Annotated in this window: 16 protein-coding genes and 1 pseudogene; 13 read left to right on the forward strand and 4 right to left on the reverse strand. The window is 73.4% G+C overall.

Annotated elements, in window-relative coordinates:
• Nucleotides 1–35 precede the first annotated feature (35 nt).
• On the reverse strand, nt 36–1349 hold the full coding sequence (locus tag AB8A24_RS21260; protein ID WP_328963351.1) for an MFS transporter: 1314 nt from the start codon (nt 1347–1349) through the stop codon (nt 36–38).
• Nucleotides 1350–1466: 117 nt separating this feature from the next.
• Here AB8A24_RS21260 and AB8A24_RS21265 point away from each other — a divergent pair, with 117 nt between their 5' ends.
• The gene (locus tag AB8A24_RS21265; protein ID WP_033223968.1) at nt 1467–1958 is read left to right on the forward strand and encodes a MarR family winged helix-turn-helix transcriptional regulator; all 492 of its coding nucleotides are present in this window, start codon (nt 1467–1469) and stop codon (nt 1956–1958) included.
• 109 nt (nt 1959–2067) lie between these two features.
• On the opposite strand, the gene AB8A24_RS21270 is transcribed toward AB8A24_RS21265, so the two are convergent.
• The gene (locus tag AB8A24_RS21270) at nt 2068–2307 is read right to left on the reverse strand and encodes a hypothetical protein (protein ID WP_266391419.1); all 240 of its coding nucleotides are present in this window, start codon (nt 2305–2307) and stop codon (nt 2068–2070) included.
• A gap of 20 nt (nt 2308–2327) precedes the next feature.
• Complete coding sequence (locus tag AB8A24_RS21275; RefSeq protein WP_369477128.1) at nt 2328–4355, reverse strand: 4-alpha-glucanotransferase; 2028 nt, start codon at nt 4353–4355, stop codon at nt 2328–2330.
• A 214-nt stretch (nt 4356–4569) separates the two neighbouring features.
• On the opposite strand from AB8A24_RS21275, the gene AB8A24_RS21280 reads away from it, so the two are divergent.
• Nucleotides 4570–7572 (forward strand): beta-N-acetylglucosaminidase domain-containing protein, encoded by a 3003-nt coding sequence (locus AB8A24_RS21280; RefSeq protein ID WP_369477130.1) that lies wholly within the window; start codon nt 4570–4572, stop codon nt 7570–7572.
• A 130-nt stretch (nt 7573–7702) separates the two neighbouring features.
• Here the strand turns inward: AB8A24_RS21280 and AB8A24_RS21285 are convergent, their stop codons facing one another.
• On the reverse strand, nt 7703–8239 hold the full coding sequence (locus AB8A24_RS21285; RefSeq protein WP_030011969.1) for an HNH endonuclease: 537 nt from the start codon (nt 8237–8239) through the stop codon (nt 7703–7705).
• Between the two features lie 306 nt (nt 8240–8545).
• Between AB8A24_RS21285 and AB8A24_RS21290 the strand changes: the two genes are divergently transcribed.
• The 11 genes and pseudogenes from AB8A24_RS21290 to AB8A24_RS21340 form a co-directional block, all read left to right on the forward strand.
• Nucleotides 8546–9607 carry a mechanosensitive ion channel family protein gene (locus tag AB8A24_RS21290; protein WP_328965980.1) on the forward strand — a complete coding sequence of 354 codons (1062 nt, stop codon included), beginning with the start codon at nt 8546–8548 and terminating at the stop codon, nt 9605–9607.
• 186 nt (nt 9608–9793) lie between these two features.
• Nucleotides 9794–11023, forward strand: a complete 1230-nt coding sequence (locus AB8A24_RS21295; protein WP_369477132.1) for an ROK family protein — start codon at nt 9794–9796, stop codon at nt 11021–11023.
• A 132-nt stretch (nt 11024–11155) separates the two neighbouring features.
• Complete coding sequence (locus AB8A24_RS21300) at nt 11156–12490, forward strand: ABC transporter substrate-binding protein (protein WP_369477134.1); 1335 nt, start codon at nt 11156–11158, stop codon at nt 12488–12490.
• 4 nt (nt 12491–12494) lie between these two features.
• Nucleotides 12495–13439, forward strand: a complete 945-nt coding sequence (locus tag AB8A24_RS21305) for a sugar ABC transporter permease (protein WP_328963346.1) — start codon at nt 12495–12497, stop codon at nt 13437–13439.
• Complete coding sequence (locus AB8A24_RS21310; RefSeq protein ID WP_369477136.1) at nt 13436–14290, forward strand: carbohydrate ABC transporter permease; 855 nt, start codon at nt 13436–13438, stop codon at nt 14288–14290. The genes AB8A24_RS21305 and AB8A24_RS21310 overlap by 4 nt, the downstream gene beginning before the upstream one ends.
• A gap of 5 nt (nt 14291–14295) precedes the next feature.
• Nucleotides 14296–15561, forward strand: a complete 1266-nt coding sequence (locus AB8A24_RS21315) for a 6-phospho-beta-glucosidase (protein WP_369477138.1) — start codon at nt 14296–14298, stop codon at nt 15559–15561.
• Nucleotides 15552–16541 carry a BadF/BadG/BcrA/BcrD ATPase family protein gene (locus tag AB8A24_RS21320; RefSeq protein WP_328963344.1) on the forward strand — a complete coding sequence of 330 codons (990 nt, stop codon included), beginning with the start codon at nt 15552–15554 and terminating at the stop codon, nt 16539–16541. The genes AB8A24_RS21315 and AB8A24_RS21320 overlap by 10 nt, the downstream gene beginning before the upstream one ends.
• 213 nt (nt 16542–16754) lie before the next feature.
• Complete coding sequence (locus tag AB8A24_RS21325) at nt 16755–18158, forward strand: hypothetical protein (RefSeq protein WP_328965979.1); 1404 nt, start codon at nt 16755–16757, stop codon at nt 18156–18158.
• Nucleotides 18159–18346: 188 nt separating this feature from the next.
• Nucleotides 18347–19297, forward strand: coding sequence for a glutamate ABC transporter substrate-binding protein (locus AB8A24_RS21330; RefSeq protein ID WP_328965978.1), 951 nt, complete (start codon nt 18347–18349; stop codon nt 19295–19297).
• Between the two features lie 110 nt (nt 19298–19407).
• Complete coding sequence (locus AB8A24_RS21335; RefSeq protein WP_369477140.1) at nt 19408–20694, forward strand: hypothetical protein; 1287 nt, start codon at nt 19408–19410, stop codon at nt 20692–20694.
• Nucleotides 20691–22232: pseudogene (locus tag AB8A24_RS21340) on the forward strand (serine/threonine protein kinase); the annotation flags it as partial. The gene AB8A24_RS21335 and the pseudogene AB8A24_RS21340, both read left to right, overlap by 4 nt.
• Nucleotides 22233–22361: the final 129 nt, after the last annotated feature.

The raw sequence follows: 22361 nt of genomic DNA on the forward strand, positions 1-22361 counted from the left end.
ACGGGGGAAGCGGAAGGGAGGACCAGGGGCTGGACTCAGGCGGCGGCGGTCACGGGGACCGGCCGGCCGGCGGCGTCCTGGACCACCGGGGGCTCGGCGTGGACGGCCTCGACCGGCAGGTGCCGCTCCAGCCGGAGCAGCGCCAGGGCGGCTCCGAGGGCGGCGACGGCCAGGACGGCCCAGGGCAGTCGGCCGTCGACGGCGAGCAGGGCGGTGAAGAAGGAGGGGGCGAGCGCGCCGGCCAGCGAGTAGGACAGCTGGTAGGTGGCCAGGTAGCGGCCGCGGACGGCCTCGGGGGCGGCGGAGACCGACAGGGCGCCGCCGGAGGGGCTGTGGACGAGTTCGCCGAGGGTGTAGACGACGACGATGGCCAGCAGGGCGATCAGGGTGGCGGTCCGCCCGGGCCGCAGCGTGCCGAGCGCGATCTGCCCGACGAAGGCGGCGGCGAAGAGCAGGGCGCCGAGGGCGGCCGAGCGGGTGCGGCGGGCGCCGGAGCGGCGGACGCGGCCCGCGATCAGGACGCCGATCCCGGCGCACAGCACGGTGTTGACGGTGAAGGCGGCTCCGGTGAGGGAGTCGGGGGCCTTCAGCCAGGTGGAGAGGTAGAGCGGGAAGAGGACGGAGAGGGCGGAGTAGCCCAGCGCGGTGAGGAAGTTGGCGGCGGTGAGCCCGAGGAAGGGGCGGTCGCGCAGGACGGTGCGGTATCCGACGGATCCGGCCGCCGTGGCACCGGCCGGACCGGCCGCACCGGCCGTCGGGACCACCCGGACCGCCCGGACCCGGCCGACGAGCAGTCCGGCGAGGCCGAAGGCGAGCGAGTTGCCCCAGGCGGTGTAGGTGAATCCGCCGGTGCCCCACAGGGCCAGCACTCCGGAGACGAGCAGGGCGCCCGCGCCCATCCCGGCGTTCTGCAGGGCCCGCGTGGACGCCTGGAGCCGGTCGCGGGCGGCGCCCCGCGCCACCTCACCGATCAGGGACTGCTGGACGACGCCGAAGGAGCGGTCGGCGAGCGCGGTGACGAGGGCGACGGCGGCGAAGGCGGGCAGGGAGCCCGCGAAGGGGTAGAGGGCGAAGCCGAGCGCCCGTATCCCGTAGAGCACCAGGTTGACCCGCTTGGCGCCGAACCGGTCGACGGCCGTGCCGGCCAGCGGCATGAACGCCAGCCCGGCCAGCCCGGTGACCGTCATGACCAGGCCGACGACGGTGAGGGAGAGGCCGGTGACGTGGTGGAAGAAGACCAGCGAGAAGGGGATGTACATACCGATCCCGACCGAGCTGATACCGATTCCGAGGAGCAGCGACCGCTCCCCCGCGACCTTCGCTTCCCCTGACGCGGTTGTCTTCCTCATGAACACGGCCATGACCTCTCCCCCGGACTCGGTTGCTGGTAAGTAGCTTATCGCTAAGCTACTTACCGTCAAGCAACTTTCTTGCGAACGATCTCAGGGAAGCCGGATACTGCACGCATGAGTGACGACAAGGACGCAGTGGACGCGATCACGGCCCAGTGGTTCGCCGTGCGCCCCGACCTGGAGACGGCCCCCATGGCCGTCTTCGGACGCATCTACCGGATCGCCAGGGCGATGGGCGACGCGATGGAGCAGTGCTACGCGCGCTTCGGCATCTCGCGCGGCGAGTTCGACGTCGTGGCCACGCTGCGCCGGTCGGGGGAGCCGTACACGCTCTCGCCCCGGCAGCTCTCGGCCACCCTCATGCTCACCACGGGCGGCATGACCGGGCGTCTGGACAAGCTGGAGAAGGCCGGGCTGCTGTGCCGCAAGCCCGATCCGCACGACCGGCGGGGGCTCCAGGTGACGATCACCGAGCGCGGCCTGGCCCTCATCGACGAGGCCGTCGGCGCCGGGCTGGAGGTACAACGCGCCGCGCTCACCGGGCTGACCGACGACGAGGTCGCCGTGCTCACCGGCCTGCTCCGCCGGCTCCTGGCCGGCGTCTGAGGACACGACAAGGCGCCGGGGGGCGTCGCACGGCCGATTCGGAACGGCGGTGCGGACCCCCGGCGCCCGGGAAGGTCTGCTGATCCCGGCCCCGTGGGGCCGGACCGGATCAGGCCTGCTTCTGCTGCTTGTCCGACTTGTCGAGGACCATCACGAGACCGATGATCACCAGGAAGATCACGAGGGGCGTGACCACGTACAGGCCGACCGTCTCGCCGATGCTCAGGCCCGGACCCGGGTCGTCACCGTCGTCGCGGGTGAGCGCGAGGGCGGGAGACGTCATCAGCAGCATCATCAGCGCGGTTCCGGCCGTGACGGCGCCGGCGCGCAGAGCGTTCTTCTTGTCCACGGTGCAAACGTAGCGAACACCTAAACGGGGCGCGCGCCCGGGGGTGCCGTACGAGGTCGTACACCCTCCCCCACCGCGCTCAGCAGGGCGTTCGCCCGGGGCGAGGACACCAGTTCCTCCAGGGACAGCGGCCGCCCCGCCGCATCGGCGACCGGCAGCCGCCAATTGGGGTACTGGTCCCAGGTGCCCGGCAGGTTCTGCGGCCGCCGGTCCCCCACCGCGTCCGGCAGCCATACGCCGACCAGCCGCGCGGGGGTGCGCAGCAGGAAGGCGTACAGCGCCCGTACGGCGGCCTCCTCGCCCTTGGTGTCCAGCCCCAGCCCGTCCAGCAGCTCCAGCCACTCGGCGGTGTCGGCGGCGTCCTCGGCGCGCTCCAGCTCGGCGGGGCGGGTCAGCAGGCCGAGCCGGTCGCGCAGTTCCACATGGCCCCCGGCGAGCTTGGCGGCCGTGGGCGGCAGGTCGTGCGTGGTGACGGTGGCCAGGCAGTCGGCCCGCCAGGCCTGCGGGGCCAGCGGGTCCCCGCCGCCGTCCCAGTCCCGTTCGAACCAGAGCACCGAGGTACCGAGCACCCCGCGCCGGGCCAGCTCCTGACGGACCCGCGGCTCCACCGTCCCGAGGTCCTCGCCGATGACCAGGGCGCCCGCCCGGTGGGCCTCCAGGACGAGGATCGCCAGCATGGCCTCGCCGTCGTAGCTGACGTACGCGCCCTCCGCGGGCGGGGTCCCCTCCGGGATCCACCAGAGCCGGAACAGACCCATCACATGGTCGATCCGCAGGGCGCCCGCGTAGCGGAACACCCCGCGCAGCAGGGACCGGAAGGGGGCGTAGCCGGTGGACGCCAGCACGTCCGGGCGCCACGGCGGCAGCCCCCAGTCCTGGCCGCGCGCGTTGAAGGCGTCCGGGGGCGCGCCGACCGAGATGCGCGGGGCGTAGCAGGGCGAGCCGAAGACGTCGGAACCCTGCGGGTGCACCCCGACGGCGAGGTCGTGGACGATGCCGACCGTCATTCCGGCCTCGCGGGCGGCCCGCTGGGCGGCGGCGAGCTGGCCGTCCGTCAGCCAGACCAGCCAGCGGTGGAAATCGCTCCGCGCCTTCGGGTCCTCCTCCCCCGCGTGCCCGGCGCACCAGACGGCGTGCACGTCCAGCGGAGCGCCCTGTTCGGCGCAGAAGGCCCGGTAGGCGGCTTCGCGTTCGGGTGTGCGCGGGACGACGTACAGGAGCTCCAGGGCCGCCCGCTTGAGTTCCCAGACGGCGTCGCGGTCGATCAGCGCGCCCTTCTCCAGGACCTGGCGGCGCAGTTCGCCGCCGCGGCCGGCGAGCTCGTCGAGGGCCTCGCGGTCGGGGCAGTCGGCGTATTCGGGGACGTCCTCGATCCGCAGGTGGACGGGGTCCGGGAAGCGCCGCGAGGACGGCCGGTACGGCGACGGGTCCGTCGGGGCCCCGGGGACGGCCGCGTGCAGCGGGTTGACCTGGATGAACCCGGCGCCGTGGGTACGGCCCGCCCAGCGGGCGAGCTCCGCGAGGTCGCCGAGGTCGCCCATGCCCCAGGAGCGCTCGGAGAGGAGGGAGTAGAGCTGGACGAGCAGCCCGTGGGCCCGCTCGGGCGCGGCCGGGGCCCGCTCCGGGGCCACGACCAGGGTGGCCTCGGCGCTGCGCCCGTCAGGCGCCTCGGCGGTGAGCCGGTGGACGCCCAGCGGCAGTGCGGGGCCCCACGCGAGCACCTCGCCCGTCTCCTCCGCCACCACCCGCACCCGGGTGCCCGGGGGCAGCCCGGCGGGCTCCGGGGCCACCCGTTCCCCCTGCCAGAGCACCACCGTGGGCGGCAGCAGTCGCCCGGCCGCCTCCCGAGCGGCGGACGCGGCGCCGACCCGGATGCTCTCCGCGTCGTCGGTGACCACCCCCAGCAGCCCGAGGACCGCCCTGACGGTGGCCTCCGGTACCGGGACGGTGACGTCGGCGGCGGGCCGATAGTCGGTGGCGACGCCGTACTGGGCGGCGAGCCGGGCCAGGTCGTCCATCTGCGGGCGCTCCTTCGTGCGTGCGGGCATGAGGGCATGAGGGTGAGTCAGAAGATTGGGTCACAAGGGTGGTTCACGAGGGTGGGACGCCGCCGGGGAACACCGCGTCCATACCCACTCGGAGGCACCGCATTCCTGCCACATCCGGGGCAGATCACCCATCCACATTGACACTCCAGCCGCACGGATGGTGGGCTCAGGCTCATTCGTACGAGTGGGGGACGTCTCGAGACGAGGAGGCTCAGTGCAGCTCAGGGGTAGGAGGCGGAACACCGCCGCCGCTGTGGCGGTGATCGGCACGCTCCTGGGCGGCGCCGTGTCCTCCGCGCCACCCGGGATCTTCGCGGCGCCCACCACACCGGACAGACCGGCGCCGGGAGCCAATCCGGGGGCGACCCCCGTGTCCGCCGCGGCCGGGCCGGTGCTCGACCCCGGGGCCGACATCCCCCGGGCGGCCACCGAGGGGCCCGCGGTGTGGCCCCGGCCGCAGTCGATGGCCGCCGACCCGGCGCGCGAGCTGCCGCTGGGCACCGAGGCCGTACTCGTCGCGGCGCCCGACGCCGATCCGTACGCGGTCCGGGTCGTGCGGGACGCCCTGCGCGCGGCGGGCGTACGGACCGTCCACGAGCCGGCCCCCGGGGCTCCGCTGCCCACGCGGGGCACCGTCGTACGGCTCCAGGACGCGGACGCCGAGCAGGCGCTGCGGGCGCTGGGCGCGGCCGCGCCGTCGGACCTGCCGACCGGGGGCTACCGGCTGGCCGCGGGCCGGCACGCCGGCCGGGACACGATCGCGCTGGCCGGCATAGGCGGGGAAGGGCTCTTCCACGCGGCGCAGACCCTGCGCCAGCTCCTCGCGGCGGGCGGCGGGAAGATGCCCGGCGTACTGGTACGGGACTGGCCGGCGGCGCCGGTGCGCGGGATCACCGAGGGCTTCTACGGGCAGCCGTGGACCCAGGAACAGCGCCTCGCGCAGCTCGACTTCATGGGCCGCACCAAGCAGAACCGGCTGCTCGTCGCACCCGGCGACGACCAGTACCGCACGACGGCCTGGCGCCAGGACTACCCGCAGGAGCAGCAGGCGGAGTTCCGCGCGCTGGCCGAACGGGCCCGCGCCAACCAGGTCGTCCTGGCCTGGGCGGTGACCCCCGGGCAGTCGATGTGCCTGTCCTCGGAGGCCGACCGGGCGGCGCTCGCGCGCAAGCTCGACGCGATGTGGGACCTCGGCTTCCGCGCCTTCCAGGTGCAGTTCCAGGACGTCAGCTACACCGAGTGGGGCTGCCGGGCCGACCGGGACCGGTACGGGAAGGGCCCGGCGGCGGCCGCGAAGGCGCACGCGGAGGTCGCGGGCGGACTGGCCGCGCACCTGGCCGCCCGGTACCCGGGAGCGCCCGCGCTGTCGCTGCTGCCGACGGAGTACTACCAGGAGGGCGCCACCACCTACCGGACCGCCCTGGCGGGTGCGTTGGACCCGCGCGTGGAGGTGGCCTGGACGGGCGTGGGCGTGGTGCCGCGGACGATCACGGGCAAGGAGCTGGCCGGGGCGCGCGCCGCCCTGGGACACCCGCTGATCACCATGGACAACTACCCGGTGAACGACTGGGATCCGGGCCGGATCTTCCTCGGCCCGTACGCGGGCCGCGAGCCGGCGGTGGCGGGCGGGTCGGCGGCGCTGCTGGCCAACGCGATGCCGCAGGGCACCCTGTCGCGGATCCCGCTCTTCACGGCGGCGGACTTCGCGTGGAATCCGCGCGGATACCGGCCCGGCGAGTCCTGGGCGGCGGCGGTACGCGAGCTGACGGGCGCCGACCCGCGCACCCGCCAGGCGGTGGCGGCGCTCGCCGGGAACACCGCGTCGTCCGGGCTCAAGCAGGAGGAGTCGGCGTATCTGAAGCCCCTGGTCGAGCAGTTCTGGAAGGCCCGCGCGGCGGGCGATCCGGCGGCCGGGGCCGAGCTGCGCAAGGCGTTCACGGTCCTGCGCGAGGCCAAGGAGCGGCTGCCGGCCCTGTCGGGCGAGGCGGGCCCCTGGCTGGACCGCCTGGCGCGCTACGGGACGGCGGGCGAGCTGGCGGTGGACGTCCTGCAGGCCCAGGCCCGCGGGGACGGGACGGCCGCCTGGAAGGCCTCCCGAGCCCTGACCGAGGTTCGGGCGACGCTGGCGCAGCCGGGATCGGCCCGGGTGGACAAGGCCGTCCTGGAGCCCTTCCTGACGAAGGCGGTGGCCGAGGCCGACGCCTGGACCGGGGCGGCCCGCAAGACCGGCCCGGTGACGAAGGAGGCGGAGGCCTGGACCGTACGGCTGGACGCCCCGCGCCCGCTGTCGGCGGTGACCGTGATGACCGAGCCGCTCCCGGCCGGCGCGCGGGGCGCCGTGGTCGAGGCGCACGTACCGGGCGAGGGCTGGCGCAAGGTCGCCGACGCCGCGGCCTCGGGCTGGACCCAGGTGGAGACGCCGGGGCTGAGCGCGGACGCGGTACGCCTGTCCTGGGCCGGGGCCGAGTCCGCGCCCACGGTGCACCACGTGGTGCCGTGGTTCGGGGACGGTCCGCGGGCCCGCTTCGAGCTGACGGACGGGGCCGCGGCGGACGTCGAGATCGGCGGCGCCGCGCAGCGGCTCTCGGCGCAACTGTCGGCGCTGGGTCCCACCGAGGTCCGCGGACCTCTGTCGGCACGGCCGCCGGCGGGCATCGAGGTGCGCCTCCCGCAGGCCGCGGTGGCCCCGCGGGGCGGCCAGGTGTCGATCCCGCTGGAGGTCAGCGTCGCCGCGGGCACCCCGGCGGGCACCTACCAGGTGCCGGTGACCTTCGACGGGGAGTCACGGACCCTGACGGTGCGCGCGGTGGCCCGTACCGGCGGCCCCGATCTGCTGCGGACCGCGCGGGCGACCTCCTCGGCGAACGAGACCCCGGACTTCCCGGCCTCGGCGGCCGTGGACGGCTCCCCGGCCACCCGCTGGTCGTCACCGGCGGTGGACGGCGCGTGGTGGAAGGCGGAACTGCCCGCCGCGACGCGGGTGGGCCGGCTGGAGCTGTACTGGCAGGACGCGTACCCGTCGGCGTACCGGGTGGAGACCTCCGCGGACGGCGTGACCTGGCGCCCGGCGGCAGCCGTCAAGGGCTCCCGGGGCGGCCACGCGTCGCTCCGGATGGACGCCCCGGACACCCGCTTCCTACGGATCACCTGCGAGACCCGCGCGACGCGGTACGGCTGCTCCCTCTGGTCGGCGGAGGCGTACGCGGTCACCCCGTAGCCCGGCCCCACCGGCCCACCCCAGCCCCGCCCTCCCAGCCCCGCCGGCGTTCGAGGCGCGGGGTCCGGGGCGGAGCCCCGGGAGGCCGGGCCGCACCCGGCCCACACCCGGGGCAGCAACCCTGCGGGAGCTACCCGGCCGCGACGCCGATCCGCTCCAAGGCGTCCTCCGCCCCGTACGGCTGGAGATACGGCATCCACCGCGGATCCCGATGCCCCGTCCCGATGATCCGCCACGCCAGCCCGGACGGCGGCGCCGGCTGGTGCCGCAGGCGCCAGCCGAGTTCCAGCAGGTGCCGGTCGGCCTTGACGTGGTTGCAGCGGCGGCAGGCGGCCACGACGTTGTCCCACGCGTGCTGACCGCCCCGGCTGCGCGGAATGACGTGGTCGACGCTGGTGGCGACGGCACCGCAGTACATGCAGCGCCCGCCGTCCCGCGCGAACAGGGCGCGCCGGGTGAGTGGAACGGGCCCCCGGTAGGGGACCCGCACGAAGCGCTTGAGCCGTACCACGCTGGGCGCGGGGACGACCCTTGTCGCGCTGTGCAGATAGGCGCCGGATTCCTCCAGGGAGACCGCTTTGTTCTCCAGGACGAGGACGAGCGCGCGGCGGAGCGGTACGACACCGAGGGGCTCGTACGACGCGTTGAGGACCAGGACGTGCGGCACGGACTGCCTCCTTGTACGCCGGCGGCGCGTGGCTCGCGCCGGGACGATCTGCTCTCCAGTCTCTCCTTACGGCTGGTCGAAACGCCACCACTCGCCCGTAACGGGTCCGAGGTGTTTTCAACCACACTCAGTCATCCCCAGGTGAGTCTGGTCTCTCCCTCGAACACGGCACCAAGGTGAAGGGATTGCCCCGTTAGTGTGGTCGGTCTGTCCCGCATATCCCCGGATCCGTCCGGGGGTCCCCCCGGTTCCGCGGGCAGACCGCTACACCTGGAGGTTCCCGTCGTGCCCTGGCCCGCCGCTCCGCTGCCGCTGGCAGCCGACGTTCCGGACGCGCCCGCATCGGTCAAGGAGGCGCAGGCGAGCGTCACCGAGGCCGCCAGCTTCATCGAGCAGAACTGGGCCACCTGGCTGAGCATCGGCCTGCGGATCCTGCTGATCGTCGTGATAGCGGCGGTGATCCGCTCGGCGGTCCGCAAGGCGCTGACCAAGCTCATAACCCGGATGAACACCAGCGCCGAGGCCGTGGAGGGCACCGCGCTGGGCGGACTGCTGGTCAATGCGGAGCGGCGGCGCCAGCGTTCGGAGGCGATCGGATCGGTGCTCCGGTCGGTGGCCTCGTTCCTGATCCTCGGTACGGCCGCGCTGATGGTCCTGGCCGCGCTGAAGATCGATCTGGCCCCGCTGCTGGCGAGTGCCGGTGTGGCCGGTGTGGCGATCGGTTTCGGTGCCCGGAACCTGGTGACGGACTTCCTGTCCGGCGTCTTCATGATCATGGAGGACCAGTACGGCGTCGGCGACAAGATCGACGCGGGGGTGGCCTCGGGCGAGGTCATAGAGGTCGGACTGCGCGTGACCAAGCTGCGCGGGGACAACGGCGAGATCTGGTACGTGCGCAACGGCGAGATCAAGCGGATCGGCAACCTCAGCCAGGGTTGGGCGACCGCGGGTGTGGACGTCCAGGTCAAGCCCTCGGAGAACCTGTCCCGGATCCGCGAGGTGGTCAAGGAGGTCGCCGACGCCATGGCCAAGGAGTCCCCGTGGGACGAGCGCCTGTGGGGTCCGGTGGAGGTCCTGGGCCTGGACGAGGTGCTGCTCGCCTCGATGACCGTGAAGGTGTCCGCCAAGACCATGCCCGGTCAGCAGTTCGCCGTGGAGCGGGAGCTGCGCTGGCGGATCAAGGAGGCCTTCGACGCCGCGGGCATCCGGATCATCGGCGGAGTGCCGGCGGCCGACGAGGACGAGGAGGCCCCGGCGGACCCGTCGACCTCGGTCGCCGCGCCGTCCGCCCTGGCGAACCCGACCTCCCCGCAGTCGCTGGCCACGGCCCCGATCCCGCCGCCGGCCGGCCCGCGGATCACGAAGTAGCCGCATCGGCCCGTCGGTTCGTAGCCGCGCAGCCCCGTCACCGCACGTCCCACGAGCCCCGCTCGTCCCGCTGCCCCGCAGGTCATCCGTGAAATGACACAGCCTGCGGGGCAGCGGCATTGACACACTTCGACAGGTGATAGGAAACTTACCTAACAGATCACCTCGGTGAGGGAGAGCCGCACGATGCCCGCCGCCACGCCCGGAACGCCCAGCCTGTTGCGCGCCATGAACGACCGGGCCGCACTCGAACTCCTGCTGACGCACGGCCCGCTGTCCCGGACCCGCATCGGGCACCTGACCGGGCTGTCCAAGCCCACCGCCTCCCAGTTGCTCGCCCGCCTCGAAGCGGTCGGCCTGGTCGTGGCCACCGGCACGGACGGCGGACGCCCCGGCCCCAGCGCCCAGCTCTACGCGATCAACCCGCGGGCCGCCTACGTCGGCGGCCTCGACGTCACCCCGGAGCGGGTGCTGGCGGCCGTCGCCGACGTCACCGGCACGGTGGTCGCCACCCACGAGGTCCCCTACACCGAGGGGGCCGACGCCGTCGACCAGGTGACCGAGGCCCTCGGCGGGGCCGTCAAGGCCGCCGGACTGACCCGCACCGACCTGCGCCGGGTGGTCATCGGCACACCGGGCGCCTTCGACCCCCAGACCGGCCGCCTGCGCTACGCCAGCCACCTCCCCGGCTGGCACTCCCCCACCCTCCTGGAGGAGTTGGCGGCGGCCCTGCCGATGCCCGTCGAGTACGAGAACGACGTCAATCTCGCCGCCGTCGCCGAACAGCGGCTCGGCGCGGCCCGCGGCCACGAGGACTTCGTCCTGCTGTGGAACGAGGAAGGCCTGGGCGCCGCGCTGGTACTGGGCGGCCGGCTGCACCGCGGCTGGACCGGCGGCGCCGGCGAGGTGGGCTTCCTGCCCGTGCCGGGCCGGCCCCTGGTCCGGCAGGTCACCCGGGCCAACTCCGGCGGGTACCAGGAGCTGGCCGGCGTGGAGGGACTGCCCCGGCTCGCCGCGGAACTGGGCGTCGAGCCGCCGGACACCCCCGGTACCGCGGGGGCTCCCGACGCACCCCACGGACCGGAGGTCGCCGCCGCCGTCGCCCTGCTCGCACGGGCCGCCGCCGCGCCCGAGGGAGCCCAGCTGCGCTTCCTCCGGTCGTACGCCACCGCGTTGGCCACCGGTCTCGCCTCGGTCGTCGCCGTGCTGGACCCGGAGATCGTGGTCCTGTCCGGGGCGGCGATCAGTGCGGGTGGCGAGCCGCTGCGCGCGCTGCTGGAGGCCGAGCTCGCCGAACTGGCCCCCTCCCGGCCCCGGCTGGTCCCCGGTGAGGTGCGGGAGCGGCCGGTCCTGCACGGCGCGCTGGAGAGCGCGCTGGCCGCCACCCGGGACGAAGTGTTCGACACCTCGGGCTGAACCGCCCGGCGCCCGCTGCCCCCCTGCCCTCCCCCTGCACCCCGCATTCGGCACACCCGCACCCGCAGACCCCACCGCCACCCCCACCGGCACCCCCCACGGAAGTTCCTCCCGCAGAGAGCGAGCCCCGCCATGCCCGGAACCGGACGCCCGACCACCGCGATCGCAGTCCTCGCGGCGATATCCGCCCTCGCCACGGCCTGTACGGGCCAGGGCGCCGACACCGCCTCCGACGATCCGAAGGCGGACGTCACCCTCAACTTCTGGCACGGCTGGTCCGCGCCGAGCGAGGCCAAGGCGATCGAGGAGAACATCGCCCGGTTCGAGAAGGCGCACCCGAACATCAAGGTCCAGGTCACCGGCAACATGACCGATGACAAGATCAACCAGGCGCTGCGGGCGGGCGGGGACAAGGCCCCCGACGTGGTCTCCTCCTTCACCACCGACAGCGTGGGCAAGTTCTGCAACTCCCGCGCCTTCGCCGACCTGAACCCCTTCCTCGCGAAGTCCGGGGTGGACAAGACGAAGGTCTTCCCCAAGACCCTGCTGGAGTACACGCAGTTCGACGGCAACCAGTGCACGCTGCCGCTGCTGCACGACGCGTACGGCCTCGTCTACAACAAGACCGCCTTCGAGGCCGCCGGCATCACCGAACCCCCGAAGACCTGGAGCCGGTTCACCGAGGTCGCGCAGAAGCTGACCAAACCCAAGGGCGACTCGTACGAGCAGGTCGGCCTGATGCCCACCTTCCACGGCTACGAGACGAAGCCGACGCGCCTCGCGGCGCAGTGGGGCGCCACGTACTTCGACGCCGACGGCAAGTCCGACCTGGCCGGGGACCCCGCCTTCGCCAAGATGCTGACCGCGCAGAAGGACCTGGTGGACAAGCTCGGCGGCTACGAGAAGCTGGAGCGGTTCCGCAACACCTTCGGGGACGAGTGGAGCGCCGAGCACCCCTTCCACACCGGCCAGGTGGCCATGCAGATCGACGGCGAGTGGCGGGCCCCGATGGCCAAGGAGGCCGGGGTCCCCTTCGAGATCGGCACCGCGCCGCTGCCCGTCCCCGACGAGCAGGAAGCCGACTACGGCAAGGGCTACCTCTCCGGCACGATCATGGGCATCGCCGCGGGCAGCAAGAAGCAGAACGCCGCCTGGGAGCTGGTCAAGTACATGACGACCGACACCGAGGCGGTGGTGGCCTTCGCCAACGCCATCCACAACATCCCGTCCACGCTCGCCGCCCTGGAGTCCCCGAACCTCCAGGTGACCCCGGAGTTCAAGACCTTCCTCGACATCGCCCGGCACCCGAGGTCCAGCACCACCCCGGCCCAGGCCGACGGCGGCACCTACCAGCTGACCTTCGAGGACTTCGCGTACGGGGTCGAGAAGGGCGACGTGACCGACATCCCGGCCGGTCTCGCCAAGACCGACCGGCAGATCGACACGGACATCGCGAAGGCGAAGTAGCCCGATGACCGGCGCCCACCCCCTGCGGTCGAAGCGGCGGCGCTCCGCCCTGCGGACCGCGGCCTTCCTGTCCCCCTGGCTGATCGGCTTCGCGGTCTTCTTCGTCTACCCGCTGCTGTCCACCCTCTACTTCTCCTTCACCCGGTACGACGGCTTCCGCCGGCCCGCCTTCAACGGCCTGGACAACTGGAGCTACGTCTTCACGGACTATCCGCTCTTCTGGCCGGCGATGCGCAACACGCTGTGGCTGGTCCTGGTGATGGTGACCTGCCGGGTCGCCTTCGGCCTCGGCATCGGCCTGCTCATCACGAAGATCAAGACGGGCGCCGGGATCTTCCGGACCCTGTTCTACCTGCCCTACCTGGCCCCGCCGGTCGCCGCGACCCTGGCCTTCGTCTTCCTGCTCAACCCCGGCACCGGACCCGTCAACACCCTGCTGGACGCGGTGGGGCTGCCCACCCCGGGCTGGTTCACCGACGCCGACTGGTCCAAGCCGGCCCTGACCGCACTCGCCCTGTGGGGGGTCGGCGACCTGATGGTCATCTTCATGGCCGCGCTGCTCGACGTACCGAAGGAGCAGTACGAGGCCGCGGAGCTCGACGGGGCCGGCGCCTGGGCACGGTTCCGGCACATCACCCTGCCCAACATCTCGCCGATCATCATGTTCGCCGTGGTCACCGGGGTCATCCAGGCCATGCAGTACTACGCCCAGCCGCTGGTGGCGGGGAAGGTCGCGGCCGGGGTGATCGGCGGCTCGGGCCAGCAGTTCGAGCCGGGCTACCCCGACAAGTCCACCCTGACGCTGCCCCAGCTCGTCTACAACCTCGGGTTCCAGCGCTTCGACTACGGCACCGCGTGTGTCGTCGCGCTCGTCCTGTTCGCCCTCTCCATGGCCTTCACCGCGCTCCTGATGCGGCGCCGTGGCGGTCTGATCGGAGCCGGTGGATGAGCAGCTCGCACGCCGGCCGCAGATCCTCCAAGGCGGTCCTGCACTGGGTGGCGGTGCACTCGCTCGGCGTGGCCGCCGCCCTCTTCTTCGTCCTCCCCTTCGTCTTCCTGCTCCTCACCTCCCTGATGGGCGACCGGCAGGCGCTGACCCGCGACCTGTGGCCCGACACCTGGGAATGGGGCAACTACGTGAAGGTGTGGCACACCCCGGGCTTCCTGACCTGGTGGCGCAACACGCTCCTGTACGCGGGACTCGGCACCCTGTTGACCGTGGTCTCCTCCGTGCCCGTCGCGTACGCGCTCGCCAAGTTCCGCTTCCGCGGGCGGCGGCTCGCGCTGCTCCTCGTGATCGCCATGATGATGCTGCCGCCGCAGGTGGTGGTCATCCCCATGTACCTCTTCTGGGCCAAACAGCTCGACCTGTCGGGCACGCTGTGGCCGCTGATCATCCCGATGGCCTTCGGTGACGCCTTCTCCATCTTCCTGCTCCGCCAGTTCCTGCTGACCATCCCCGACGAGTACCTGGACGCGGCCCGCGTCGACGGCTGCGGCGAACTGCGCACCCTGCTGCGCGTGGTGCTGCCGATGGCCAAGCCCGGGATCGCCGCCGTCGCGCTCTTCCAGTTCTTCTGTGCCTGGAACGACTACTTCGGCCCGCAGATCTACGCCTCCGACAACCCGGCCGCCTGGACCCTCAGTTACGGACTGGAGTCCTTCAAGGGGGCGCACCACACCAACTGGAACCTGACCATGGCCGCGACCGTACTGGTCATGGCACCGGTGATCGTCCTCTTCTTCTTCGCCCAGAAGGCGTTCGTCGAGGGAGTCACCCTGACCGGCGTGAAAGGCTGACGACGATGAAACTCGCAGTGGTGGGCGGCGGTTCCACCTACACCCCCGAGCTGATCGACGGGTTCGCACGACTGCGCGACACCCTGCCCGTCGGCGAGCTCGTACTGATCGACCCGGCCACCGAACGGCTGGAGCTGATCGGCGGTCTGGCCCGGCGGATCTTCGCCCGGCAGGGCCACCCGGGCCGCGTCACCACCACTTCCGACCTCGACGCGGGCATCGCCGGGGCCGACGCGGTCCTGCTCCAGCTGCGCGTCGGCGGGCAGGCCGCCCGGCTGCGGGACGAGACCTGGCCGCTGGAGTGCGGCTGCGTCGGCCAGGAGACCACGGGCGCGGGCGGCCTCGCCAAGGCGCTGCGCACCGTCCCCGTGGTCCTCGACATCGCCGAGCGCGTCCGGCGGACCAACCCGGACGCGTGGATCATCGACTTCACCAACCCGGTCGGGATCGTCACCCGGGCCCTGCTCCAGGCCGGGCACAAGGCCGTCGGGCTGTGCAACGTCGCCATCGGCCTGCAGCGGAAGTTCGCGGCCCTGCTGGACCTGGCACCGGCCGACATCCACCTGGACCACGTGGGCCTCAACCACCTCACCTGGGAACTGGGCGTGCGCCGGGGAGGCCCGGACGGCGAGGACCTGCTGCCGGGTCTGCTCGCCGCGCACGGCGAGGCCGTCGCCGGGGACCTGCGGCTGCCGCGGGCGGTCCTGGACCGGCTCGGCGTCGTGCCCTCGTACTACCTGCGCTACTTCTACGCCCACGACGAGGTCGTACGGGAGCTGGGGACCAAGCCCTCGCGGGCCGCCGAGGTCGCCGCGATGGAGCGGGAACTGCTCGCCCTGTACGGGGATCCCGCGCTCGACGAGAAGCCGGCGCTGCTGGCGAAGCGGGGCGGGGCCTTCTACTCCGAGGCGGCCGTGGACCTGGCCGCCTCCCTGCTGGGCGACGGCGGAACCGCCGTGCAGGTGGTCAACACGTACAACAACGGCACGCTGCCCTTCCTGCCGGACGACGCGGTGATCGAGGTGCCGGCCCGCGTCGGCGGATCCGGCGCCGTCCCGCTGGCGGTGCCCCGGCTGGACCCGCTGTTCTCCGGGCTGATCGCGCACGTGAGCGCGTACGAGGACCTCGCACTCGACGCGGCCCTGCGCGGCGGGCGCGAGCGGGTCTTCACGGCACTGCTGGCGCACCCGCTCATCGGGCAGTTCGACCTGGCCGAAGGGCTGACCGACCGGCTCCTCGCGCACAACAAGGAGCACCTGCCATGGGCGTGACCCTCCCCTCGGTGCTGGCGATCGACGCGGGCAACAGCAAGACGGACGTGGCGCTCCTCGCCCCGGACGGCTCGGTGCTGTGCTCCGGCCAGGCCGGGGGCTTCCAGCCGCCACGCACGGGGGTGGTCGCGGCCGTCGACGTGCTGGCCGAGGCGATGGCCGACGCCGGGCTGCGCGCGGACCCGGCGGCCGGGCCGTGGGCCGAGCGGGTGTCGGCGTGCCTGGCCAACGCCGACTTCGCGGTGGAGGAGCGGGAGCTGGCGCGGGAGATCGAGCGCCGCGGCTGGGGCCGTACGACGGCGGTGCACAACGACACCTTCGCGCTGCTGCGCTCCGGGCTGCCGACGGGCGCCGATCCGTGCGGGGTCGCGGTGGTGTGCGGGGCGGGCATCAACTGCGTCGGGATGACCCCGGACGGGCGGACCGCACGCTTCCCCGCGGTCGGCCGGATCTCCGGCGACTGGGGCGGCGGGGGCGGGCTGGCCGAGGAGGCCCTGTGGTGCGCGGCCCGGGCCGAGGACGGTCGGGGCGGGCCGACGGAGCTGGCCCGGGCGCTGCCCGCGCACTTCGGCCACGTGTCGATGGCCTCGCTGATCGAGGCGATGCACCTGGGCCGGGTGGCGCACGCGCGGCGGCACGAGCTGACACCGGTGCTGTTCGCGGTGGCGTCCGCCGGGGACCCGGTGGCGCTGTCGCTGGTGCACCGGCAGGCGGACGAGGTGGTGGCCATGGCGTCGGTGGCGCTGGGTCGCCTGGGTCTGCTGGAGCGGGAGGTACCGGTGGTGCTGGGCGGCAGTGTGCTGGCGGCCGGACACCCGCAACTCAACGACCGGATCGCCGCGGGCCTCGCCGAACGGGCCCCGCGCGCCCGGATCTCCGTGATCACGGCGCCACCGGTGCTGGGCGCCGGTCTGCTGGGCCTGGACGCGCTCGGCTCCCCACCCGAGGCATATGAAAAACTCCGTGCCCATTTCGGGTGAACCCACCCGGGAAGTCCTCCGGTCTGGAACCGTGGCGCCCATACGGACGTATTGACGGTGAAGGGGCGACGAAGGGGGCCCTCAGGGACGGATCGCCCTGGATCCAGCACCGGGTGCTGTGGTCGACCGGCACTACGGCCATACTGCTGCGCAGGGGGTACCTCCCAGCGTCGGCTGGAGGACGACAGGACCGAGGGGGAGGTCACGGTGGCGATCACATCACGCGCGCCCGCGCCAGGGGGCGGTGCTTCCGCGCCGTCCGCCGGGCCGACGGCACCACCGCCCGCCGGGCCGGCCCGTCGGGGCACCGCCTGGGCCGAGGGCGTGGAGCGGCTGCGCGAGGCGGCCACCACCGAGCCGGGCCGGCTGCGCATCATCGGCGCGGTACTGGCCGCCCTGATCGTGCTGTTCGGCACGGTGAGCGTCTGGGAGATCTCCGACCGGGCCGCGGCCGCCGACGACGTGGTGGGTCGCAGCCAGCCGCTGAGCGCGGACGCGGCGAGCATCTACCGCTCCCTGGCGGACGCCGACACCACCTCCTCCAGCGGGTTCCTGCTGGGGGCCCAGGAGCCGCGCGAGGTCCGCCGGCGGTACGAGAAGGACATCGCCAACGCCTCCAAGCTGCTGGTGAGCGCCGCCGCCAACACCGGTGGCAACGAGGACTCCCGCCGGCAGATCACCGTGCTGAGCGAACAGCTCCCGCGCTACACCGGCCTGATCGAGCAGGCCCGCGCCACCAACCGGCAGGGCCTGCCGCTGGGCGGTGCCTACCTCCGCTACGCCAACGAGCAGATGACCACCCAGCTGCTGCCCGCCGCGCAGCGGCTCTACGAGTCGGAGACCAAGCGGCTCTACCAGGACCACGACGACGCCCGGTCCTGGCCGCTGGCGTCGATCGGTCTGGGCCTGCTCGCGGTCGCCGCCCTCGTCTGGGCGCAGCGGCGCAACTACCGGCACACGAACCGGGTCCTCAACCACGGGCTGGTGGCCGCGACGGCCGCCTCGGTGGTGGTCCTGCTGTGGCTCGCCGTGGGGCACACGGTGGCGCGGTCCTCGCTGAGCGAGGCCCGGGCGGACGGGCAGGAGTCGATGAAGGTCCTCAACGACGCGCGGATCGCCTCCCTGCAGGCGCGGGCCGGTGAGAACCTGACCCTGATCGCGCGGGGTGCCGTACTCGCCGAGGACAAGAAGTCCGACAAGTACGACGTGGACTTCACCAACAACATGAAGCAGCTGGACGCCGGGCTGGCGACCGCGCTGCGGCTCGCCGACGACGCGGCCGGCCGGGACCCCGTCAGCCGGGCCGAGGACGGCGTGCGGCAGTGGAAGCAGCGGCACACGGCGGCCCGGGAGGCGGACTTGAAGGGGGACTACGAGGCCGCGCTGCCGCTCGTCGTCGGGGACGAGAAGCACAAGGAGAGCAGCGGAGCCGCCTTCGACACGGTGGACGCCTCCCTGGAACAGGCCGTCGCCCACGAGCAGCAGGAGTTCACCCGGGCCGCCCAGGACGGGCTCGGCGCGCTGGGCGGCCTGGTGACGGGCGCCGCGGTCCTGGTGGTCATCGGCGCGGCAGCGGCTCTGCTCGGCATCGGGCGCAGGCTTTCGGAGTACAGGTGAGCGCGATGCGGATACGAGCGAGGCGGGCCGCCGAAGGTCACGGGAACGTCGAGAACCACGAGGGCCACGAAGGCCCGGAGAGCCGCGCGGGCCGGGCAGGCCGGGCCCGGCACGCGGCGACCGCGGGCACGGCGTGCGGCTTCCGCCGCGCCGCGGGCCGGCTGCGCGGCTGGGGCGGGGTGAGCGCGATGGCCGTCGCCTGCGCGACGACCGTCGCCGTCGTCCTGCTGCCGCTGGCCCACGCCACTCCCGACACCGGCAAGCCGGTGGTCCGCCGGCCCGCCGCGATGGCCGCGGCCCCGGCCACGCCCTGGACCCTCACCGACACCTGCCAGGACCCCGAGGCCAGCCTGCGCCCCTCCGATGTGGACGGGGCGACCATCGCGCGGATCAAGGCGGCGGGCAAGCTCGTCGCCGGCGTGGACCAGAACAGCTTCCGCTGGGGGTACCGCAACCAGACCGCCGAGGGCAGCCGCCTCGACGGCTTCGACATCGACCTGGTCAAGGCCATCGCCAAGGACATCCTGGGCGACGAGAACGCGGTCATCTACCGGGCCATCCCCACCAGTCAGCGCATCCCCGCCCTCCAGGAGGGGCGCGTCGACATCGTCGTGCGGACCATGACCATCAACTGCAAGCGGCTGGAGGACGTCGCCTTCTCGACGGCCTACTTCGAGGCCGGGCAGCAGGTGCTGGTGCCCAAGAGCTCCCCGATCACCGGGTACGACACCTCGCTGAAGGACCGGCGGATCTGCATCGCCTCCGGTTCGACGGCCGAGGCGGCCCTGAAGGCCCAGTCGTACGGCTCGGTGCCGGTCACCGTCGCCAACCAGCTCGACTGCCTGGTGCGCCTCCAGCTGGGCGAGGTCGACGGCATCATCACGGACAACGCCCTCGCGGCCGGCCAGGCCGCCCAGGACCCCTCGGTGCGGCTGGTCGGCTCGCCCTTCACCCGCGAGTTCTACGGGGTGGCCATGAACAAGGACGCCTCCGACCTGGTCCGCCGGGTCAACAAGGTGCTGGAGAACTACCGCGCGGGCGGCGGTGAGAGCCCGTGGATGAAGGCGTACCTCAAGCACCTGCAGCCCGTGCTGCCCGGTGTGACCGCGCCCCCCGCACCCAAGTACCGGGACGGCTGAGGCCCGTGACGGTTTCGGACACGGGACCGGGCGCGGGGCAGGATACGAGGACGGACACGGAGGCGGCGGCGAAAGCGGAGGCACATTCGGTGGAGGCGGGGTCTGCAGTGATGGACCGGGACGACGTCGACCGCGCCCTGGCCCGGCTGGGCGCGGAGCACGAGGCCGTCGAGACCTCGCTGCTCGCCCTCCAGGACCATGCCGGGCGCCGGCTGCTGGAGGGCGCCGCGCTGGCCGGAACCACCAAGGACCGCTGGACGACGGCCGACGCGGACATCACCCGGCTGTGGACCTACTTCGACGCCTACAGCGGGGCGCTGAGCGCCGCTCGGGAGGTCCGGGAGCGGCGGCGCTGGCCGAACCGCGAGGACCTCATCGAGCTGACGGAGCGGCTGCGCGGGCCCGGGGTGCTGATCGCCGGGGCCGCGACCGAGGGCGTCGCGCTGGCCGAGCGGCTCTCGCTCGCCGAGCTCGTGGCCCGGATGAACGGCCTGTACGCGCGCTCGCTGGACGTGGTGGTCGCCGCCGACGCCGTGTGGTCCGCGCTGCCCGCCCGGATCGACCTGCTCGCCGCCGAGCTGCACCGCACCCGCTCGCTGGCCCACTCGGTGGGCGTGCGGCCGGGCGAGCACCCCTCCGGCGACGACCTGGAGGACATCACCGCCGAGCTGACGGAGCTGCGCACCCGGGTGATCGCGGATCCGCTGGCCTTCTGGCTGCCGGCGACGGGCAGCTCCGCGCCCGGCGGCGGCCGTCCGGACACCGGGCGCTACGACCGGGCCGCGCTCGCGCTGGAGGACGTACGCCGCGAGATCGAGGCGGTGCTGGACGTACGGCAGGACGCCGAGCAGCGGTTGATCGCCCTGCGGGACGTGCTCTCGCGGGCCGACCGGACCCTGGCGGAGGCGCGGACCGCGCGCGGCGAGGTGCTGGCGAAGATCGCCGCGTCCGAGGTGCCCGCGGTGAGCGGCCCGCCCACGGTGCTCCAGGAGCAGCTCGCGGCGGCGGCCGAACATCGACGCCAGGCCCGCTGGCACCGGCTCTCGCCGCTGCTGGAATCCCTGGAGGTGCGCGCCGAGGAGGAACTGCGGCGGGCCCGTGAATCGTTGACCGCGGTGACGGCCCCCCTGGCCGTACGGGCCGAGCTGCGCGGGCGGCTCGACGCGTACAAGGCGAAGGTCGCCCGCCACGGAATGGCGGAGGACCCTCTGCTGATCGAGCGGTACGACACCGCCCGGCGGATGCTGTGGAGCGCACCCTGCGACCTACGGGCCGCCGAGCAGGCCGTCCTGCGCTACCAGCGGGCGACGGCGGAATCGCTGGTGCCGCAGCACCGGCCCGAGCAACCGCGAGACCAGGAACAGCGGCCCGACGGGCCGGGAGAGGGGGACGCATGAGCCTGATCGGAACCACGTGCGTCCGCCCCGGCTGCCCGGGGGCGTACGAGGACATGGGTGGCGGCGAGGTCTACTGCGACACGTGCGGGCTGGCGCCGATCGGCTCGATCGCCGCGGGCGCGGACGAGTTGGTGTCGCCGCCGACCGGGATGACGAGCGCGGCCCGGGGTTCCCTGGGCTCCGGCGGTTCCCGCGGGTCGATGGGCTCGCAGGGCTCCCACGGCTCGGCGCGGTCCTCGGCCTCGGCCCGGTCCTCCCGCTCCTCCTCCTCGCGCCGTTCGGTGTCCGGGCGGCTGTCGCGCTCGGTGTCGGGGGCCACGTCCACCCGTTCGGTGTCGGTGCGCAGTTCGGGCTCGGCGGCCTCGGGCCGCAGCCGGCTGGGCGCCGGGCTGGTCAACGTGCCGGAGGTGCCGCGTCCGAATCCCTCGACCGCGGTCCTGGAGAACCCGGAGGTGCCGGAGCGCAAGCGGTTCTGCTCGCGCTCGGACTGCGGGGCCCCGGTGGGCCGCTCCAGGGGCGACCGGCCGGGCCGGACGGAAGGGTTCTGCACCAAGTGCGGGCACCCGTACTCCTTCGTGCCCAAGCTGCGCTCCGGTGATGTGGTGCGCGGCCAGTACGAGGTGGCGGGCTGCCTCGCGCACGGCGGTCTCGGCTGGGTGTACCTGGCGGTGGACCGGGCGGTGGCGGACCGGTGGGTGGTGCTCAAGGGCCTGCTGGACACCGGGGACCAGGACGCGATGGAGGCCGCGATCTCCGAGCGGCGCTTCCTCGCGGAGATCGAGCACTCCAACATCGTGCGGATCTACAACTTCGTGGAGCACCTGGACCAGCGGACCGGTTCGCTGGACGGGTACATCGTCATGGAGTACGTCGGCGGCAAATCGCTGAAGGAGATCGCGAACGAGCGGCGCCGGCCGGACGGTCGGCGCGACCCGCTGCCGGTGGAGCAGGCCTGCGCCTACGGCATCGAGGCGCTGGAGGCGCTCGGCCACCTGCACAGCAGGAACCTCCTGTACTGCGACTTCAAGGTCGACAACGCGATCCAGCAGCAGGACCAGTTGAAGCTGATCGACATGGGCGCGGTACGGCGGATGGACGACGCCGAGTCGGCCATCTACGGCACGGTGGGCTACCAGGCCCCCGAGGTCGCGGAGCTGGGCCCCTCGGTCGCCTCCGACCTGTACACGGTGGCGCGGACGCTGGCCGTGCTGACCTTCGACTTCCAGGGCTACACCAATGTGTTCGTGGATTCGCTGCCGGATCCCGAGCACATCGAGGTGTTCCGGCGGTACGAGTCCTTCTACCGGCTGCTGGTGCGGGCCACCGATCCGGACCCGGGGCGGCGGTTCTCGTCCGCGCAGGAGATGGCGGACCAGCTGACGGGCGTGCTGCGGGAGGTGGTCGCCCTGCAGACGGGCCGGCCGCGGCCGCAGCTGTCGACCCTCTTCGGCCCGGAGCTGCGCGTTCCGGACACCCGGCTGTTCGCCGACGCGGCCGACCCGGTCGTCTCCCGGCTGGGCTACCGGCCGATCGCCGCCCGGCGGGGCGGTGGGCTGTTCGGGATGCTGGGCCGCGGCCCGGCCCCGGGCGGGGCGCGCGCCGGAGCACCCGTCGGGGCCCACACCGGGGTCGCGGCCGGGATGAGAGCTTGACCACGTAACGGGCAG

Source organism: Streptomyces sp. BF23-19 (assembly GCF_041106355.1).
GTDB classification, from domain to species: Bacteria; Actinomycetota; Actinomycetes; order Streptomycetales; family Streptomycetaceae; genus Streptomyces; species Streptomyces virginiae_A.

Bases quoted from the DNA above. Each gene is read 5' to 3' on its own strand.
- AB8A24_RS21260 (WP_328963351.1), bottom strand. From the start codon at position 1,349: ATGAGGAAGACAACCGCGTCAGGGGAAGCGAAGGTCGCGGGGGAGCGG.
- AB8A24_RS21295 (WP_369477132.1), top strand. From the start codon at position 9,794: ATGCCCGCCGCCACGCCCGGAACGCCCAGCCTGTTGCGCGCCATGAAC.
- AB8A24_RS21275 (WP_369477128.1), bottom strand. From the start codon at position 4,355: ATGCCCGCACGCACGAAGGAGCGCCCGCAGATGGACGACCTGGCCCGG.
- AB8A24_RS21315 (WP_369477138.1), top strand. From the start codon at position 14,296: ATGAAACTCGCAGTGGTGGGCGGCGGTTCCACCTACACCCCCGAGCTG.
- AB8A24_RS21300 (WP_369477134.1), top strand. From the start codon at position 11,156: ATGCCCGGAACCGGACGCCCGACCACCGCGATCGCAGTCCTCGCGGCG.
- AB8A24_RS21335 (WP_369477140.1), top strand. From the start codon at position 19,408: ATGGACCGGGACGACGTCGACCGCGCCCTGGCCCGGCTGGGCGCGGAG.
- AB8A24_RS21305 (WP_328963346.1), top strand. From the start codon at position 12,495: ATGACCGGCGCCCACCCCCTGCGGTCGAAGCGGCGGCGCTCCGCCCTG.
- AB8A24_RS21320 (WP_328963344.1), top strand. From the start codon at position 15,552: ATGGGCGTGACCCTCCCCTCGGTGCTGGCGATCGACGCGGGCAACAGC.
- AB8A24_RS21330 (WP_328965978.1), top strand. From the start codon at position 18,347: ATGGCCGTCGCCTGCGCGACGACCGTCGCCGTCGTCCTGCTGCCGCTG.
- AB8A24_RS21265 (WP_033223968.1), top strand. From the start codon at position 1,467: ATGAGTGACGACAAGGACGCAGTGGACGCGATCACGGCCCAGTGGTTC.
- AB8A24_RS21310 (WP_369477136.1), top strand. From the start codon at position 13,436: ATGAGCAGCTCGCACGCCGGCCGCAGATCCTCCAAGGCGGTCCTGCAC.